The organism is Pseudomonas sp. PDM26, assembly GCF_019219185.1.
Lineage (GTDB): Bacteria > Pseudomonadota > Gammaproteobacteria > Pseudomonadales > Pseudomonadaceae > Aquipseudomonas.
This window is the reverse complement of record NZ_JAHUWC010000003.1, coordinates 336,820-354,231: the sequence shown is the minus strand read 5'-3', so window position 1 is coordinate 354,231 and position 17,412 is coordinate 336,820. Positions and strand designations below refer to the sequence as shown.

The following is a 17,412-nucleotide window of genomic DNA, read 5'->3' as shown; positions in this document are numbered from 1 at the left end:
TCACGTTAGTTGTGCGGGTGATCTTGCTTGCGCAAGCTCGATTGAATGATTCGGTCAGGGATCAGCGCGCACAGGACAATCGCCACGCCGGCGAGCATACCCTCGCCACCCTTGATATTGCGCAGTGCTGTCATCACGTCATAACCCAGTCCGCCGGCGCCGATCAGCGCGGCCACAACCACCATCGACAGGCTCATGACGATCGTCTGGTTAATTCCCAGCAACAGCGAACGGCGAGCGAGCGGCAGCTGCACCTTGATCAGGGTTTGCCAAGGACTGGCGCCGTGCGCGACGGCAGCCTCGACAGCGTCCTTCGGTACTTCCTGAATACCCAACGAGGTCAAACGGATCATCGGCGCCAGCGCGAAAATCACCGTCGCGATCACGGCCGGGGTCTTGCCCACCGAGAAGAACGCCACGGCAGGAATCAGGTAGACAAAGGTTGGCAGCGTCTGCATGACATCCAGCAAAGGTGTGAGCAGCCGTCGTACCAGCGGCCGCTTCGCCAGCACAATGCCGGTGGGCACGCCGATGACCAGAGCAATCAGTACCGACGAACCGACCAGCGCCAGCGTAGCGATGGTTCGCTCCCAGAAGCCGAACAGGCCGATGTACAACAACGCCGCGCTGCTGGTCAGCGCCAACGCGACGCCAGCCGAACGCCAGGCCAGTAACACCAGAGCCAGCGCCGACACCGTCCAGGGCAGCCAGCCCAGCAGGTTTTCAATCCCTTCGATGACGGTGCGAACGGCAACGATCACGCCGATAAACGCCCCCTCGAACGTGACCTGAGACCAGCCGATAAATTCGTCAATGCTCTGCGCTGCCAGCAGTAGCGCCTGGCGATTGGCCGGGAACTGCAGCACTGCATTCGTCGTGTCAGGCGTAATGACTCGCCAGACCACCAAGGCCTGACTGACCAGCAGTACCACCAACGGCAGAACCCAACCAGATGCGTTTCGCCGCACGGGCGCTCGGCTCAGCGAGAACGCAGTGAAGCGGCTGGCAGCGAACACGGCGACTGCCGCCAGCACCGCAAACAACGATGAACTGGCAATGCCTTGACCCAGGACGGCCAATGCCGCGAGTTCGCTGGCAAACGTAAGCCAGAACAATCCGCCCTTGGCCCGCGCCGCCAGGGCCGCCGGCCCCAGCAAAAAAGCTTGCCACCCACGCAAGCCGGGGGTAGCGGACTGCTCGCGCAGTTCACTTTCTGGAGCCTTGAAGCTAACGCTGTCCACGCTGTACTGAGGGGATGGTGTGGATGTGCAATCCCGAAAGAAGTCCGCGACTTCGGCGTCAGCGGGATGTTCAAGCAACTGTTCTGGAGTGCCCAACTGCACCAGACGGCCATGGCGCAGCACAGCTATTCGGTCTGCCAGGCGTATGGCTTCGGCCGGATCATGCGTGACTATCAAGGTGCTGATGCCGCGCTCGCGGGCCAGTGCAAGGAAATGGCTTTGCAGATCTCGGCGAATGGTTGGGTCCAGAGCACTGAAAGGCTCGTCCATCAGCAGGATTTCAGGCTCCGTCACCAAGGCCCGCGCCAGGCCGACACGTTGCTGCATGCCGCCGGAGAGCTCATGCGGATAATACTCACCCCAACCTTCCAGCCCTACCGCCTGCAACTGCAGGGAGGCTGCCGCGTGACGAATCGACTCACGTTCGCCGCGCAACTCCAGCGCAAGCGCGACGTTATCCAGCACTGTGCGGTGAGGTAACAAACCAAAATGCTGAAACACCATACTGATGCGTCGCGACCTCAAATCACGTAAAGCCTTGTGGCTCAACCCGCTGATCGCTTGACCCTCGATCAAGACTTCACCACTCGTGGGTTCGATCAAGCGGTTGATGTGACGCAACAACGTCGACTTGCCGCTTCCTGACGTCCCCATCAAGCACAAGACCTCGCCCCGACGCACCTTCAAGCTGACATTGCTCACTGCCGGTGGCGCAGAAGAACCTTTTTTTCGCAGATAAGCTTTGGTGACGTTTCGCAGCTCAAGGACTACATCATCCTCATTGGCTTGATCGTCGGAGGGTTTCGCAAGTCGTTGAGCAGACTCGGGCCGGGCAGTCGCAAAAGAGGATTGAATGATAGTCACAGGAGCTCCCGGCACACTTTCTAAGACCTATAAAGCTAATAGATCTTAAAAAACACAAACAAATATCTTTTTGGAATTAGCTTAAGCTGCTCCGTTCCGTCCCTTGGGTCAGGCCTCGGTCCAATTGCCTGAGCTTAAATAACCAAAAAGAATTAATAAATACAAAAACAGTATTTATAGTTATATATCTATCCGGGTACTCTCCGTTCATCCCGTCATTTACCACCACAGTGAAGTGCCCCATGAATCCGACAGCCAACGTCATCGACTTCGCCAGCTACCGCAAACGCAAACAGGCTCAGCAACGGGCGCGGGTCATGTGGGAAATGTACGTACGCAATGCAGGTTTGCAGGCCGCTCAGTGGGTGCAAGCCGCTAAAGCCAGCGAGACGCGTCACGCGTGAATGCGCAAGAACCCTCGCGCTTTCTGGCGAGCGCCGACGAACCCGTGCTGGATTTGAACAACCTGGAACCATTGGCAGAAGACCCGATCTGCGAACGGGTCGCACAGAACTTGCAACGCCTGCGGAGCAAGCGTCATCTTTCCCTTGACGCCCTGGCCCGGCAGTGTGGTGTGAGCCGGGCGATGCTGGCGCAGATCGAGTCCGGGCGCAGCGTGCCGTCCATCAAGGTGCTGTGCAAAATCGCCAAGGGCTTGAAGGTGTCGGTGGCCGCCTTTCTGGAGCATCGGGCCTTCGAAGGGGTGGCGATGCTGTCGGCCAGCCAGAGCAAACGGCTGGTCAGTGCCAGCGGCGCCTTTGTCAGCCGCGCGCTGTTTCCGTTCGACGTGGCGCGCCAATCGGAGTTTTACGAACTGCGCCTGAGCCCGCTGGGAGAGGATCAGTCCGAAGGGCATGGCCCCGGAGTGCAGGAAAACCTGGTGGTGGCTCAGGGTGTGCTGGAGATCAGCGTCAACGACAAGCGCTACCTGCTCTCCACCGGCGACTCGATCCTGTTCTATGCGGACCAGCCCCACCGCTACCGCAACCCGGCCGACAGTGAGGCGGTGGCGTATCTTGTGGTGACTTACCCGGAACGCCTGGACTGAAAAGCAGACATTAAAAAGCCCGGCAGGGTTAACCCTGCCGGGCTTTTTAATGGTTCTTCACGCAATCCTGGGGAACACCGATACCTGTAGGAGCTGCGGTGCGGCGATCCGACTTGCCAGCGATGGCGACCTTTCGGCCGAGCATTTTCTTCCTGGTGTACATATTCATTGCTGCGGTAACGGCCACTTAGGGTTCCGCCCTGACGGCGGGTCACTTTCGAAGAGCGCGAAAGTAACCAAAGCGCTCTGCCCCTTACATTCGGTGCCTCGCTGTGGCTCGGCATGCCCTCGCTCCGGTCCTGCTCCGTGGGCCCGCCGCCATCGGCCATCCATGGCCGGCGGCGGCTAACCCGGCATCCATGCCGGGTTGCCCACTGCGCAGAACCTCCACTCGGCCTCACGAGGGGGCGTGCACCGCAACAGCACCGCGAGGCGAGCTAACGCTCGACCTCGTTGTTTGGTGGTGCACGCGCTCCCCTGTAGGAGCTGCCGAAGGTTCGGGCCGCGTTCGGACGATCTTTTGATCTTGCTTTTGCGATCTGGAGATTGCTGAAGATCAAGATCAAAAAGATCGTCCGAACGCGGCCCGAACCTTCGGCAGCCCCTACAGATATTTCGTTATATGTGTTCCCCCCGGAATTCCGTGAAGAACCTTTTTAATGTCTGATGCCAAGGATCAGCAGGTGCAGCACATCAGCGGCATGCCATTGCAGCTCATCATCATCGGCATGCTGCAGTCGTTCATCATTTTCATCATCAGGGCGCAGCAGCTTTTCATCATGTCCATGTTCATGCCTGCCATCGGCATGATTTTGCACATCATGCAGTCATCCATCATGGTGCATTCCATCACGCACTTCATCGACGGCATCGGCATGCCCATCATCGGCATTGGCATCATCATGCTCATCCCCGGCATGGCCATGCTCGCCGGGGACATGCACATCATGCTCATGTTGCCGCAATGCATCATCATCGGCATGCCGCAGTTCATCATCATCTGCATCATTTCGGCGCTGTTCTTGAACATCGCCATGTCCATGCCGGCGGCCGGCATCATCTTGCACATCATGCCATCGTCCATCATGTCGCAGGTCATGGTCGCCATCATCATCGGCATGCCCATCATCGGCATGTTGGTGTTCATTGGCATTGGCATCTGCATGGCGTTCATCATGGTGTTGTTCCCTGGAGGATTTGAGAGTTGGACGAAGCTGATGGAGTGGATTCTAAGGATTGGCGGATGGCCGGCAAGAGGTTGATCCAGCAGCAAAAATGGACGTCGGAGCCAGATTAATGAAGTACCAGGGGGAGTTACGACTGTTATAGCGGCCGTTTAATTGCTATTGCAGATTTCTTTAAAGCCATCACGCCGTTTCATCGGCTTTGGATATGCAACTTAAATCTTTTTACATAACTGAAAGAAATAAACGATCTAACCAGCACCGACTTGTTTCTCTTCTCCGCCGGGAGACGGACCATACGCCCCCCTATTATGTAAAAACTCGAGAGACTTCAACGTTTCTTGCTTCGCCGTAATCACCGACAGTTTGGTAATCCCCACCCCCGCGCTCGTATTCGCGCAGAATCCGGACGGCCGAGAACACCAACACAAGGAGCAGGGCTAGCAGCGCGCCAAAACCCAATTCGACGAACATGGATCAACCTCCTCGCGGTGGCGTTTCATCCGATGCAATGACCTCCAGCATCAAACCCGTGCGCGCCACCACCCGGACCTGTTGGCCCAGGTGCAGGGGCGAGCGGCTCTGAACTTGCCATCTTTCGCCCTGCAGTTGCACCCAGCCGCTCATCGGCAGACCCGGCAGCAGCCCCGTCACCGTAGCCAGGCTGCCGACCAAGCCCGCATCGCCGCTGACCAGGGCACGGCGTCGGGCCTTGAGCGCCATACCGACCAGAGTCATCAACAACAGGGTGCTGATCAGTGCCATGCCGATGATCAGCGCCAACGGAATGCCGAAACCTGGTACATCGGTGTCCATTAAAATCACTGCACCTACTACAAAGGCAACTACCCCACCCAAGCCGATTACACCAAAACTCGGTAAAAATACCTCAGCGATCATGAAGGCGATCCCTAGCAGAATCAGTCCGACCCCGGCGTAATTCACGGGCAACAGTTGCAGGGCATACAGCCCCAGCAACAGGCAGATACCACCGAGCACTCCACCGACACTTGACCCTGGGTTCATGAATTCGAATATCAATCCATAGACCCCGAACATGATCAGCAGCAATGCCACGCTGGGGTTTGTGATCACCACCAACAGTTGTGTGCGCCAATCAGGCGCTTGGTCGATGAGCGTAGCCCCGGCGGTGCTCAGCCTCAACGTCTGACCGGCGACATTCAGGCTCTTGCCGTCCAGTTGCTTGAGCAGGTCTGCCACGTCATTGGCCACATAATCGACCACCTTGAGTTTGAGCGCTTCGTCGGCCGACAAGCTGAGCGATTCACGTACCGCTTGTTCGGCCCAGTCGGCATTGCGTCCGCGCAATTGCGCAAGACCACGGATGTAAGCCGCCGCATCGTTGATCTGTTTTCGAGTCATGGTGTCCCGTAGCTCAGGCGGAGAGTTCTTGTCAGTGGCGGGTGTGGTGGGTGAGTGAGGTGGTTCGGGTGCGGTCCCGGGTAGGCCGCCGATCTGCACTGGTGTAGCGGCGCCCAGGTTGGTACCCGGGGTCATGGCGGCAATGTGGCTGGCATACAAAATATAGGTGCCGGCGCTGGCCGCGCGTGCGCCACTGGGGGCAACGAAACTGGCCACTGGCAGGGGGCTGGCCAGAATCGCCTTGATGATCAAGCGCATCGAAGTGTCCAGCCCGCCGGGGGTGTCGAGGTTGATGACCACCAACTGTGCGCCCTCGGTCACCGCACGTATCAAGCCGCGTTCCACGTAGTCGGCACTGGCCGGACCAATAGCATCGTTGACGGTCAGAATCACGACACTGCCCGCAGCCGACGCCGTCGTCGAAACCGTCGGTAGCCAGACCAGTATCATCACCAAGAGCAGGCGGCGCCACCAGTGACTGTTCACGGGACCCTCCCAGGAGCGGGTTCGGCAGTCTTCAACCTTCACTTAAAGCGTAGTTGAGTCAGCCATAGGCGATACAGGCGCGGCGGTTAATGCAGGGCAAGTGCCAGAACTGAAGCGCCAGCCTTGGCGGGCTTTACTAGTCGAGGGCGATCCGACGGAACTGGTCGACATCCCCCCATTGATTGCCGATGAAGTGCGCAACCTGGCGCACCGGACCCAGGAGTCGTCGCAACAAGTGCAGACCATGAAAGAAGAGCTGCAAGTGGGCGCCCGCGAATCGGTCAGCACCATGGGTGAAAACCAGCGTCACAGCAAGGACAGCGTGGAGATTGCCAACCTTGCCGGCGAGCGCCTGAGCAGCGTGACCCTACGCATCGGCGAAATCGACGGCATGAACCAGTCGGTGGCCATCGCCACCGAGGAGCAAACCGCCGTGGTTGACTCGATCAACATGGACATCAGCGAGATCAACACACTGAATCTGCAAGGCGTGGAAAATCTTCAATCGACCTTGCGGGCCTGCTCAGACCTTGAGCAGCAGGCCGCGCGCCTGAAGCAATTGGTTGGCAGTTTCCGCATCTAAGCCTCATGCGCCGGAAGAACCGGCGCGCAACAACCGCTGCGGCGCAATCCGGGCTCGCGCCATCGAGGATAAAAACTCGAATTCAAAACCCATCGATATCAGGATCGTATCAACCGCTCGTACAGAGGACACAGTAGGTGATCTGCCAGTTTAGAAAGCCTGAACCGCAAAACTGCACAAGTCCCTGTAGCCGCTACGCTTCCATTTTCGCCTGCAGGCCGCCCACCGCTGGAGAGCGGGTTGGCTCACAAGCTTGGTGAATGGTGGTCTTGCGGTATTTCAGCATGCCGCCACTGCGTTCATTGAGGTAGGCCGTGATCTCGCCAACAATGGCCAAGGCCACGCTCGCCGGGGTATCGCCCCCCAAATCCAACCCAATCGGATAATGAAGCCCGGGCACAACTTCTGGCGAACGGGCCGATGCGCCCATCTCATCAAGCAGTCGTTCTGTTCGCTCTCGAGGACCCAACTGCCCGACATAGGCGGGAGAACATTGCAAAACGTTTTCCAGCCAATACCGATCCTGTCGATAACTGTGGGTCATGATCACCACTGCGGCACCGTCGACAGCACTGGATAAGTTAAAGGGCTCGTTGATAGGCGCAACAATGACGTGGCTTGCTCCAGGGAACCGTTCCGGGCGAGCAAAGTGCGCACGCCCGTCCACTACCGTTACATGCCAGTTCAAATCCCTGGCGAACCGCACCAAAGGCTGGGCGTCATGACCCGCACCAAAGATCATCAGTCGACGCTGTGGCGCGATGTATTCAAGAAAGACCTCGACCTCATCTACACCGCTTCCGTAATTCATCAACTGAGACTTTTTGCGCTCAAAGGTAGTGAGCAAATCACTACGCAGGGCGTGTTGAAACGCTTGGCAGTGGATGCCCTCACACGCGTTCATAAAGGCGTTCAGCCCCATTCGAGCACCGACTCGCACACGGTTTTTTCGACCCGCCGAGATGACCGTTGCCAGAGCTGCCGGTTGACCAGTGGCCCTCACCCGTTGAAGCACATCGAGCAACAGACTCCGCTTGCCGGCATCATGGCGTTCCAGGAGTACATGCACGGTACCGTTGCAGCCCAGACCAAACGTCAGCGCCGCATCTTCATCATCGGCGTGCTCATCTTCCTGGGCTGCAGTGCTGTAACGACGAATCACTGCGCCACCGGACTCGGTTAACCACCAAGCCTTCCTGGCCAATTCCTGTTCCAGACAACCACCGCTTATAGTTCCGACTGTCTGGCCAAAAAGCGGAATCAGCATCCTCGCACCCGGACGCCGATAGGCCGAGCCCTCGACCTTGACGACCGTGGCGAGTACAGCATCGATCTTTGTGCTGCTGGCTTGATCCAATGCATCGAGCAAGGCGTACAAATCAGACATGGTCACTCCCGGGTCAAATTCAGTTGATTGCTGCGCATCGTCTCCAAGTGATCGGCCCCTCGTTTGCGGGGAAAAACAGCGTTGCCAACAACCCGCCGAACGCAGTGAACGGGAGTACTATTCATTCCCTTGCATTCGTCGAAGAACAATGCGCCATCGATCTAATGCATACGGTGTACGAGAAAATCCGGGGCGCCCAAATAAACCCTTTGGCCGGAGTGCCCAGTTCAGAGATCGGTGGCGTACTACCACGGAATGTCATGTCATTTCCTAGCCATAAATATCGCTACGCATAATCGTCAAGGGCAACAGCGTGAACAAAAAAACAGGTATCAGAGCCCAACAGGCCGACCAGACCAAGGCTCGTATTCTCAAGGCCGCGGTCAAGGTCTTCACCCGTGATGGTTATGCGGGCGGGCGGATCGAACAGATTTCCAGTGAAGCCGATTCCAATGACCGGATGATCTATTACTATTTCGGCAGCAAGGAAAACCTCTTTGTACGGGTGCTTGAGCACACTTATGAAGCATTCAACCAAGCCGAAAGCATGCTACACCCGGACCTTTCGAACCCCGTGCAGGCCTTGCGTGATCGGGTAGCATTCGTCTGGCATTACTATGTAAAGCATCCGGAATTCGTCGCTATCCTCAATATCGAAAACCTGCACGAGGGCACGCACGCCAGACAGTCCAGTGAGCTTCGTCGCCTGTCCAGCACCACGCTGGGCGTGATCACACCGATCATCGAAGCGGGTCAGCGGCAAGGGGTGTTTCGCCAGGACATCGACATCAATCACGTCTACTTGATGATCGCCTCGCTCTGCTACTTCTATAACTCCAACCGGCACACCCTCACCTCATTTCTTGGTCAAGACCTGGCGGATCAAGGCCAGCAGCAGGACTGGCTGGCGTTCATCAGCGATCTGGTGGTGCGCGGTGTGCTGACACTGCCTGCGTCTCAGCGACTCTCTGATCAATGAGATCCGGGATTGGCCCGCAAGTGCGCGACCTTCTGCTCCAGCCCTTGCCACGCTGGTTCAGCTGAGGCGAAGCGATTGCGCAGATAGGCCGTCAGTTCGGCGATCTGCCTGTTGGACAGGCTGTCCTTGAAACCTGGCATGTAACCAAGGTCCGGCGTCGCCGGGTTGGAGATGCCTTGCAAAATGACCTTCAGCAGGTTGTCTGGCAGAGCGCTGTGAAGGTTGGTATTAGGCGCCAACGAGGGGCTGACACCAAACAATTTCGGCCCAAGACCATCGGCGTGACAGCCTTGGCAGGAACCTTCAAACACCCGCCGACCATTGCTCAACGACACCTCTGTGATGCTGGGTTGCGCTACGGTTTCGGTGCTTGAGCGGGTCTGTGCTTGCGCCGCTCCATCGAGCGACGCGAGGTAAACCGCCATCGCCCGTATGTCTGTTTTGGGCAGCTTCGCCAATTCACTCACCACTGGCCCCATGGGTCCCGCCGCGACACCGTGGGCATCGGAATAACCACTGCTCAGGTAGGTGAACAGTTGGTCTTCGGTCCACGGCGTGGGCGATTTGGATAAGCCATTGAGCGCAGGGGCTTCCCAGCCATCGACCATGCCGCCCGCCAGGAAATTTTTACCGCCCTTCTCCGCCCCCATCAGGTTGCGCGGTGAATGACAGGCCGCGCAGTGACCCAACCCATTGACCAGGTAGGCGCCGCGATTCCACTGCTCGCTGCGTTGCGGCTGCACCTGGATTTCACCCTTGCGCAGGAATAAAGCGTTCCAACCCGCCATCAGCGGCCGCATGTTGAATGGGAACTGCATGTCGTTGACCTTGGCTGGCTGGCTCACCGGGGCCTGTGACATCAAGTACGCGTACAGCGCCTGCATATCGGCATCGTTGATATTCCTGAAGGCAGTGTAAGGAAATGCCGGATACAGATTCTTGCCATCGCGACTGATGCCATCGCGCATGGCCCGCTCGAACGCGGGATAGGACCAACTGCCAATCCCGGTTTTCGGGTCAGGTGTGATGTTGCTGCTGTACAGCGTTCCGAAAGGCGTCTGCATTGCCAACCCGCCCGCATTGGTCGCACCGCCTGGCGCAGTGTGGCACACCGCGCAATCGCCGACGGCTGCCAGCAAACGCCCTCGCTCCAGCGTCGCCGCAGACCAGGTGCCCGCGCTGGGTGGCGTGATCGGTGCGATTTCCGCACGCCAGGGCAAAGCCGTGGCAGCAACGCCAAGTATCGCGCCGAACGCGGCGAACAATGAGCCGAACAACCATTTCGAGCGCTTGGCCTTTGGCGAATCAGGGGGATTGGCATTCGCTTCGTCCGCCGAGCCTTTGAGCGCTGCCAGCACACGCTCAGCGGTGATCGGTAGTTCACGAAAGCGAATCCCGGTGGCGTCGTAGATCGCATTGGCTATCGCTGCCGCGCTCGGCACTGCCGCCGACTCACCCGCCCCCATGGGTGCTTCGTTCTGGCGCGGCATCATCAGCACATCGATTTCCGGTACCTGGGGGAATGTCAGGATCGGGTAGCCGCCCCATTCCTTGCTGGCAACGGTGGACTCCTCGAAGGTCACACGCTCCTTGAGCACGCGGCTGGTGGACTGAATCACATTGCCGTGAATCTGATGCTGAACACCGGCCGGATTGATCATCATCCCGGCGTCATGACCAATCACGACCCGGGTGACTGACACTTCGCCGCTGCGCTTGTCCACCGCCACGTCCGCGACCCACGCCGCCCACGCCGCGCCAAAGCCTGGAAATTTGCTGTGAATGTAACGGGCATAGGCAAAACCCCGGCCGCGCAGGATGTTGTCTTGTTCCGGGATTTGCATCGGCTGCGTACGCGGCGTCCATTCGGCGCGGGCAGCCGTGGCCTTGACCAGATCCGAGGCGCGCTCATCATTCAGATAACGCAAGCGGTATTCGACAGGGTCGACGCCCGCAGCAAAGGCCAATTCATCAATATACGACTCATGGGCGAAAGTATTGGGCAGCGCCGACACGCCCCGCATCCACGAAGCCCGGACAATGGGTGCCATGTCATTTACGCTCACGCGCATGTGTTCAAAATCATACGGAGGGATCGAAGTGCGGTCGCCCATTTCGAACATCGCCGCTACCGGTTCGACACGCCCTGTCAGCAGCAGTGCCAGGGTCGGCGCACCGTTGGACGGGTAGCTGGTCTGGAAATCGTAACCGGCCACACCACCATCGGCATTGATGCCTCCATCGACTTCCATCAGTTGCGCCGTGCCTTTGGGCTCCCAGACATGCTCCTGCTCGCGGGTCAGCTGCACCCGTACCGGCAGGCCAACAGCCCGGGACAGTAACACCGCATCGGCGCACACGTCGTCGGCGCAATTACGCCCGTAACAACCTGCCGCTTCCATGCGGATGATCTCGATCCGCTCTTCCGGATACTCCAACAGCCATGCCAGGTCAGCGCGCAGTAAATGCGGGTTTTGCGTGCCGGACCAGACGCGAATGCCGTCCTCATGATAGTCCGCCAGCCCACATGACGGGCCGATGGAGGCGTGAAGCTGATACGGCCACAGGTAGGTGCGGGCCATGCGCTCGCTGGCCTGCTCCAAGGCTTGCTCAACATTGCCCTTGTCCAGCACGACGCGCTGTACCCGGGGGTTGTCGCGAATGGCCTGAGCGACGTCATCCATGTTCGGCAGTTTGTGGTTCCAGGCTTTCCAAGTGACTTTCAGCGCCTGGGCGGCCTTCGCAGCCTGCTCTTCACGCAGGGCGACCACGCCGACGAAATCGCGAATCACCACCACCCGGACGATGCCGGGAATGTGCGCGATGGAGGACTCGTCCACCTCCAGCAGGCTGTTGCCGACAAAATCGCCGCTGTCGAGCCCGGCATAAGGCGGGCGAATCACCCGGCCATGAAGCATGTCCGGCAGCCGCATGTCATGCACGTAGGTCAGCTCACCGGTGGCTTTACCGGGAATGTCCACCCGCGCTGCGCCCTTGCCCACCAGCCGATAATCTTCCAGACGCTTGAGTGGCGCGTCGCCAGAAATCGTCAACTGGTCACGCTCGCCCTCCACCAGTTCGGCAAGCGTTAGCTGGCGACCGTCTTCGCTGCTGACTACCCCGCTGCTTATACGCAAGGTGTCAGCCGCAACGGCTAAACGCTGGGCCGCCCGCGCCAGCAAAAATCGCCGGGCTTCAGCCGCCGCGTTACGCAAGGGGATGGCCGAAATCTGGATGGTCGCACTGGCGATGGTTGCGCCCTGGTTCGGCGCGCTATCGGTATCGCCAAGGACCATACAGACTTGATCCAGCGCCAGGTCCAGCTCTTCGGCGACGATTTGTGCCAGCGCAGTACGGATCCCGGTGCCCAGGTCCACGTGGCCGTTGAACGCATAGACCTTGCCATCGTCATTGACCGCAAGGAACAACGCTAGCTCCTTGGGTTTGATGACGGGTACACAACCTTTGGCGACGGGGCCGGACGGTGGCTGTATCTGATCGACGACCAACAAAACGCCGGACTTGGCCAACAGCTGATCACGGGTGAGCGTTGCATGAGTCATGGTCATCAATCCGTTCAAGGCTTTTGACGGGCGGCACGCAGTACCGCACGAAGAATTTCGATATGGGTGCCGCAGCGGCAGAGATTGGCCGACAACTCGTTGCGTATCTGCGCCTCGCTGGGGTGCGGATTGCGGTCGAGCAAGGCCTTGGCGGTCATGATCATGCCGTTCATGCAGTAGCCACACTGCGCCGCCTGCTCATCTATAAAGGCCTGTTGCACCGGGTGCGGATGCTCTCGGCTGCCAATGCCTTCGAGGGTGGTGATTTCCCGGCCCTCGGCGCCGGACAACGGAAACACACAAGCCCGCGCCGCAACACCATCGATGATCACCGTGCAGGCGCCGCACTCGCCCAGGCCACAACCGTATTTCGGGCCGTTGAGCTGTAAATCATTGCGCAGCACCAGCAACAGCGGCGTGTCGGCCATGGCACAGACCGTAGTGGTCTGGCCATTGACGTGAAGCGTCACGGTCTTTTCCGGCACCAGTGCTTGCTCACTCATGTCGCACTCTCCAGGTGTTACCGCTCGCTCTCTTGATGAAGCGCGGCTTTTTATTAAGTAATCACTACATGAAAAAGGCGTGACCGGTACCGCATGCGCAGTGCCATGCGGGTTCTAGAGCTTGTGAGGGGGATGGCTACCCGACTCCTCACGTTACCCCTGACTACATTTTTTATGAAGTATCCACTTCATGAATCAGACGCAAGAAGAATGCCAGGGGCGGTTTCTTACTCGTTAATCGTCGACGTCATCGATCATCTTGCGCAGCAGATACAGCATCGCGACACGCTCGGCCGGGTTGAGGTTACCCATGGTCAGTTCGCTGACGCGGGCAGCATGAGGCACGGTGTCACGCACTAATTGATGGCCACTGTCGGACAGGCCAACGATGACTTTGCGCCGATCTTGAGGGTCTGGTTCCAGGGTGATGAGGTCGCGCGCCTTGAGCCGCTCGACGATGCCTCGAATGGTTGCCTGGTCCACCGCAGTGGCCTTGACCAGCTCGGTCAATGAGCTAGGTCCGGCATCACGCACGGCGCACAGCGTGATGAACTGCACAGCGGTCAGCTGCGAATCGTCGACGTTCTGCTGGAAGATCGCCATGTTGCGCTGGTAAGCCTTGCGCAGCAAATGACCGACCTGCTCGGAAAAGGCATAGGGCGCGGTTGTCTGTGGGGTGTTATCTGTCGTATCCGGCACGGCGGGCTCTATCAAAAAAAAGTAAGTGGCGTTTACATTAACCTGCGAGGGGGATCAAGGTAACTCAATCATGATGGGTCACCGTCCCGCCCCCCTCTTTTATATCACCGCGCGATAGATGCCTGCGGCGCTACCACATCACCACCCAGGACCACCGCCTGATCATCGAGGTAGATATCGCAATGGCGTAGCGGGATGTCCAGGTGGCACGGGGTTTTTCGGGTACCGCCCACTTCGGTATTGGGCCCGGTGGAGAACAGGAAGTTGCCGTAGAACGCCCGGGCATCCATGCACATGCCGTCGTTTTTGTCATGCAAGCCCATGGCGGTCCACTGCGCACGCGGCTGCAAACCCCAGCCGATATGGGAGATGCCGTACACCTCGGGGTCGTTGAAGTACTTCATGTAGTCACGCAGGTATTCGGCCTCGAAGCCACCATGGATCGAGGTAATGAAGCCCTTTTCGATTTCCAGGGTGATCTTCTCTCGCGAGTAATTCTTGAACGGCAACAGGATATCGCCGACGTCGATCACCAGTACGCCCTCGGCGGTTTCCTCGTTTGGCCAGGAGAATAGAAAACCGCTGGGCCAGTGATCCCAACGCCCCGGCTCATCGGCAAAACCGTACTCGGTGACCGCAGGGTATTGCCCGAGCAACGCCTTGAAATCACTGCCGGCCCTGGACTTCACGTGGATCGAGCGCGCCTGCTTCAGCAGCTTCTCGGCCGCCATCACCCGCTCTTTGTCCGCCAGCGTAGGCAGCATCCGCGCCAGCACTTCCGGTGGTTCGACCGCCAGCAGTATGCGCGTCCCGGTCTTGAGGATCTGCTCCTGCTCCGGCGAGTGCAGCAACATCATGGTGTCGACCACGAGGTCCGCCGCTTCCAGCGCCCGTTGCGCGGCGATATTGCCGGTCAGCGCGGTGTCGCCGCAGTAAGCGGTCATGTCGTTGCCCATGGCCATCGGGTGATTGAATGACGGCAACTCGACCGCATAGACCTTGGCCCCAAGACGCTGGGCGGCGTCCATGGCCGCCCGCACGGTACGCGAGTCGGAGTAGTGGCTTTTCAGCACCGCGACACTTTGAGTGGAGTCCACTTTCGACAGTTTCAACACGTGTTCAAACATCTGGGTCAGTTCGCAATCGCTTACCGGCATTTCTTGTCTTCCTCTTAACCTGTTGAGTTCGTTCGAGCCTCGCGCCCTGCGCACCAAAGCAAGGCAGCGGGCTCGGCAGCTGTACGAATTTTAAGTGTATACGCTACTTAATGACGATAACACAACAAATTAACGGGCGTCTCAAGAGAAGGAGTGAAACGTTACAAAGCGACACGCACCCACTATTTATAGGTTACGTAGCGTTACACGTACCGTTTATCGTTGATTTTTTATTTTTCAAGCGGCCTCTTCCATTCGAAAAACAATAGCGTATACACTCCAATTCGCGGCGAGACGACAACCCGATCTCACCAGCCAAATATTCAAATCGAAGGAAAAGCCCCATGCGAAACAAACAAAAAATCGCAATCGTCGGCGCCGGTCTAGGTGGCGCTGCTGCTGCCACGCTGTTACAGAAAGCCGGGTTCGAAGTCGATGTTTATGAACAGGCGCCAGAGTTTTCCCGTATTGGTGCGGGTATCCACATGGGCCCGAACATCATGAAAATCTTCCGCCGCATGGGCATTGAGCAGAAGTTGAGCGACATGGGCTCGCACCCTGATTTCTGGTTCAGCCGCGACGGCGCCAGCGGTGACTATCTGTCCCGCATCCCCTTGGGTGAATTCGCTCGCAAGGAATACGGCGCGGCTTACATCACCGTGCACCGCGGGGACCTGCATGCACTGCAAATGTCGACCATTGCGCCGGGCACTGTGCACTTCAACAAGCGCCTGACCGGGATCGAGGAAACCGATGATCTGGTGCGCCTGCACTTCAGTGACGGCACCACCACCGAGGTCGACATCGTCATCGGCGCCGATGGCATCAACTCCAGAATTCGCGAAGAGTTGCTCGGAGCGGAAAGACCGCTGTACAGCGGCTGGGTTGCCCACCGCGCCTTGATTCGCGGCGAGGTGCTGGCCAAGTACAACATGGACTTTGAAAACTGCGTGAAGTGGTGGAGCGAAGATCGTCACATGATGGTCTACCACACCACCAGCAAGCGCGATGAGTACTACTACGTCACCGGCGTACCGCACCCGGCCTGGGACTTCCAGGGCAGCTTTGTCGATAGCAGCCGCGACGAAATGTACGACGCATTCCAGGGCTATCACCCCACCGTTCAAGCGTTGATCGAATCCAGTGAAAGCGTGACCAAATGGCCGCTGCTCAATCGCAACCCGCTACCGCTCTGGAGCCGTGGACGGATGGTGTTGCTGGGTGATGCTTGCCACCCGATGAAACCGCACATGGCGCAAGGCGCGGGCATGGCCATCGAAGATGCCGCCATGTTGACCCGCTGCCTGCAGGAAACCGGGCTCACCGATTACCGCACCGCGTTCAAGCTATACGAAGCCAACCGCAAGGACCGCGCCTCGCGAGTACAGGCGGTGTCCAATGCCAACACCTGGCTGCGCACACAGGAAGATCCGGCCTGGGTCTATGGTTATGACCTCTACGGCCACCCACTGAAATCGGAAGTGGCCGCATGAGCACCTTCATTCAGGGCGGCAACGTTCAAGCCAATGGTATCCGCCAGCACTACCTGCGTTATGGCGGTCAGGGCAGCACCGGCAAACCGATAGTGTTGCTGATTCCCGGCATCACCAGCCCGGCTATCACCTGGGGGTTTGTCGCCGAGCGCCTGGGCCAGTATTTCGATACCTACGTACTCGACGTTCGTGGCCGCGGCCTGTCCTCCACCGGACCGGAACTGGACTACGGCACCGACGCCTGCGCCGATGACATCGGCGCATTCGCCAAAGCCATGGGCATCAATGCCTATCACCTGGTCGGCCACTCCATGGGCGCGCGGTTTGCCGTGCGCAGCGCCGTACGCAATCCAGAAGGTCTGCAAAGCCTGGTACTGATCGATCCTCCCGTCTCCGGCCCCGGCCGGCGCGAGTACCCGAGCAAGCTGTCGTGGTACGTGGACTCTATCCGCCAATCACTGAGCGGGATGGACGCCGACGCCATGCGCGCCTTCTGCCCGACCTGGACCGAGGAGCAGCTGCAAGTACGCGCCGAGTGGCTGCACACCTGCTACACACCTGCCATCGTCCGCGCCTTCAACGATTTTCATGACGTGGACTTTCATCAAGATCTGCCGCACCTGCCTGTCCCTGCCCTGCTGATCGTTGCCAGTCGCGGCGGCGTAATCCAGGCCGGGGACGAAGCGGAAATTCGCGACCTGCAACCCGCGATCCAGATTGCTCACGTTGAAAACGCCGGGCACATGATTCCGTGGGATGACCTCGAAGGTTTTTTCGCGGCTTTCGGCGATTTCCTCGGCCAGCCCCTGACCTGAATTCAACGCACGTTGCAAAGGAGATAG

13 protein-coding genes and 2 pseudogenes are annotated in these 17,412 nt (G+C 58.7%); 6 read left to right on the top strand and 9 right to left on the bottom strand.

Annotation, left to right across the window (positions count from 1 at the left end):
- Positions 1-5: 5 nt before the first annotated feature.
- Positions 6-2,000: an ATP-binding cassette domain-containing protein gene (locus KW849_RS08695; RefSeq protein ID WP_371319128.1), complete on the bottom strand. Its 1,995-nt coding sequence runs from the start codon at positions 1,998-2,000 to the stop codon at positions 6-8.
- A gap of 347 nt (positions 2,001-2,347) precedes the next feature.
- On the opposite strand from KW849_RS08695, the gene KW849_RS08690 reads away from it, so the two are divergent.
- The gene (locus KW849_RS08690) at positions 2,348-2,509 is read left to right on the top strand and encodes a hypothetical protein (RefSeq protein ID WP_218428992.1); all 162 of its coding nucleotides are present in this window, start codon (positions 2,348-2,350) and stop codon (positions 2,507-2,509) included.
- 53 nt (positions 2,510-2,562) lie between these two features.
- On the top strand, positions 2,563-3,153 hold the full coding sequence (locus tag KW849_RS08685; RefSeq protein WP_218429149.1) for a helix-turn-helix domain-containing protein: 591 nt from the start codon (positions 2,563-2,565) through the stop codon (positions 3,151-3,153).
- Positions 3,154-3,829: 676 nt separating this feature from the next.
- Here KW849_RS08685 and KW849_RS31310 read toward each other — a convergent pair.
- From KW849_RS31310 to KW849_RS08670, 3 genes and pseudogenes are all read right to left on the bottom strand, one after another.
- Entirely contained in the window at positions 3,830-4,330 is a 501-nt protein-coding gene (locus KW849_RS31310; protein ID WP_256357132.1) for a hypothetical protein, read from the bottom strand.
- A gap of 388 nt (positions 4,331-4,718) precedes the next feature.
- Positions 4,719-4,811, bottom strand: a pseudogene (locus KW849_RS08675) (slipin family protein); the annotation flags it as partial.
- A 3-nt stretch (positions 4,812-4,814) separates the two neighbouring features.
- Positions 4,815-6,206, bottom strand: a complete 1,392-nt coding sequence (locus KW849_RS08670; RefSeq protein ID WP_371319122.1) for a nodulation protein NfeD — start codon at positions 6,204-6,206, stop codon at positions 4,815-4,817.
- Positions 6,207-6,384: 178 nt separating this feature from the next.
- On the opposite strand from KW849_RS08670, the pseudogene KW849_RS08665 reads away from it, so the two are divergent.
- Positions 6,385-6,789 (top strand): annotated as a pseudogene (locus KW849_RS08665) (methyl-accepting chemotaxis protein); the annotation flags it as partial.
- A 193-nt stretch (positions 6,790-6,982) separates the two neighbouring features.
- Here the strand turns inward: KW849_RS08665 and KW849_RS08660 are convergent.
- Positions 6,983-8,176, bottom strand: coding sequence for an XdhC family protein (locus tag KW849_RS08660; protein ID WP_218428990.1), 1,194 nt, complete (start codon positions 8,174-8,176; stop codon positions 6,983-6,985).
- A 313-nt stretch (positions 8,177-8,489) separates the two neighbouring features.
- On the opposite strand from KW849_RS08660, the gene KW849_RS08655 reads away from it, so the two are divergent.
- Complete coding sequence (locus KW849_RS08655) at positions 8,490-9,155, top strand: TetR/AcrR family transcriptional regulator (protein WP_218428989.1); 666 nt, start codon at positions 8,490-8,492, stop codon at positions 9,153-9,155.
- Here KW849_RS08655 and KW849_RS08650 read toward each other — a convergent pair.
- From KW849_RS08650 to KW849_RS08635, 4 genes are all read right to left on the bottom strand, one after another.
- Complete coding sequence (locus tag KW849_RS08650; protein ID WP_218428988.1) at positions 9,149-12,718, bottom strand: molybdopterin cofactor-binding domain-containing protein; 3,570 nt, start codon at positions 12,716-12,718, stop codon at positions 9,149-9,151. The two genes, KW849_RS08655 and KW849_RS08650, sit on opposite strands and share 7 nt — an antisense overlap.
- Before the next feature lie 14 nt (positions 12,719-12,732).
- The gene (locus tag KW849_RS08645) at positions 12,733-13,221 is read right to left on the bottom strand and encodes a (2Fe-2S)-binding protein (RefSeq protein WP_218428987.1); all 489 of its coding nucleotides are present in this window, start codon (positions 13,219-13,221) and stop codon (positions 12,733-12,735) included.
- 234 nt (positions 13,222-13,455) lie between these two features.
- On the bottom strand, positions 13,456-13,920 hold the full coding sequence (locus KW849_RS08640; RefSeq protein ID WP_218428986.1) for a MarR family winged helix-turn-helix transcriptional regulator: 465 nt from the start codon (positions 13,918-13,920) through the stop codon (positions 13,456-13,458).
- Between the two features lie 104 nt (positions 13,921-14,024).
- Positions 14,025-15,077 (bottom strand): 2,5-dihydroxypyridine 5,6-dioxygenase, encoded by a 1,053-nt coding sequence (locus KW849_RS08635; protein ID WP_046043574.1) that lies wholly within the window; start codon positions 15,075-15,077, stop codon positions 14,025-14,027.
- Positions 15,078-15,421: 344 nt separating this feature from the next.
- Between KW849_RS08635 and KW849_RS08630 the strand changes: the two genes are divergently transcribed.
- Both KW849_RS08630 and KW849_RS08625 read left to right on the top strand, forming a co-directional pair.
- A complete protein-coding gene (locus tag KW849_RS08630) occupies positions 15,422-16,570 on the top strand; it encodes an FAD-dependent monooxygenase (RefSeq protein WP_108217711.1) in 1,149 nt (382 codons plus the stop codon).
- The gene (locus KW849_RS08625) at positions 16,567-17,385 is read left to right on the top strand and encodes an alpha/beta fold hydrolase (RefSeq protein ID WP_218428985.1); all 819 of its coding nucleotides are present in this window, start codon (positions 16,567-16,569) and stop codon (positions 17,383-17,385) included. Before KW849_RS08630 ends, KW849_RS08625 begins: the two co-directional genes overlap by 4 nt.
- Positions 17,386-17,412 lie beyond the last annotated feature (27 nt).

Coding starts and splice junctions, on each gene's coding strand:
- KW849_RS08690 (WP_218428992.1), top strand. CDS start 2,348: ATGAATCCGACAGCCAACGTCATCGACTTCGCCAGCTACCGCAAACGC.
- KW849_RS31310 (WP_256357132.1), bottom strand. CDS start 4,330: ATGATGAACGCCATGCAGATGCCAATGCCAATGAACACCAACATGCCG.
- KW849_RS08645 (WP_218428987.1), bottom strand. CDS start 13,221: ATGAGTGAGCAAGCACTGGTGCCGGAAAAGACCGTGACGCTTCACGTC.
- KW849_RS08635 (WP_046043574.1), bottom strand. CDS start 15,077: ATGCCGGTAAGCGATTGCGAACTGACCCAGATGTTTGAACACGTGTTG.
- KW849_RS08650 (WP_218428988.1), bottom strand. CDS start 12,718: ATGACTCATGCAACGCTCACCCGTGATCAGCTGTTGGCCAAGTCCGGC.
- KW849_RS08630 (WP_108217711.1), top strand. CDS start 15,422: ATGCGAAACAAACAAAAAATCGCAATCGTCGGCGCCGGTCTAGGTGGC.
- KW849_RS08660 (WP_218428990.1), bottom strand. CDS start 8,176: ATGTCTGATTTGTACGCCTTGCTCGATGCATTGGATCAAGCCAGCAGC.
- KW849_RS08625 (WP_218428985.1), top strand. CDS start 16,567: ATGAGCACCTTCATTCAGGGCGGCAACGTTCAAGCCAATGGTATCCGC.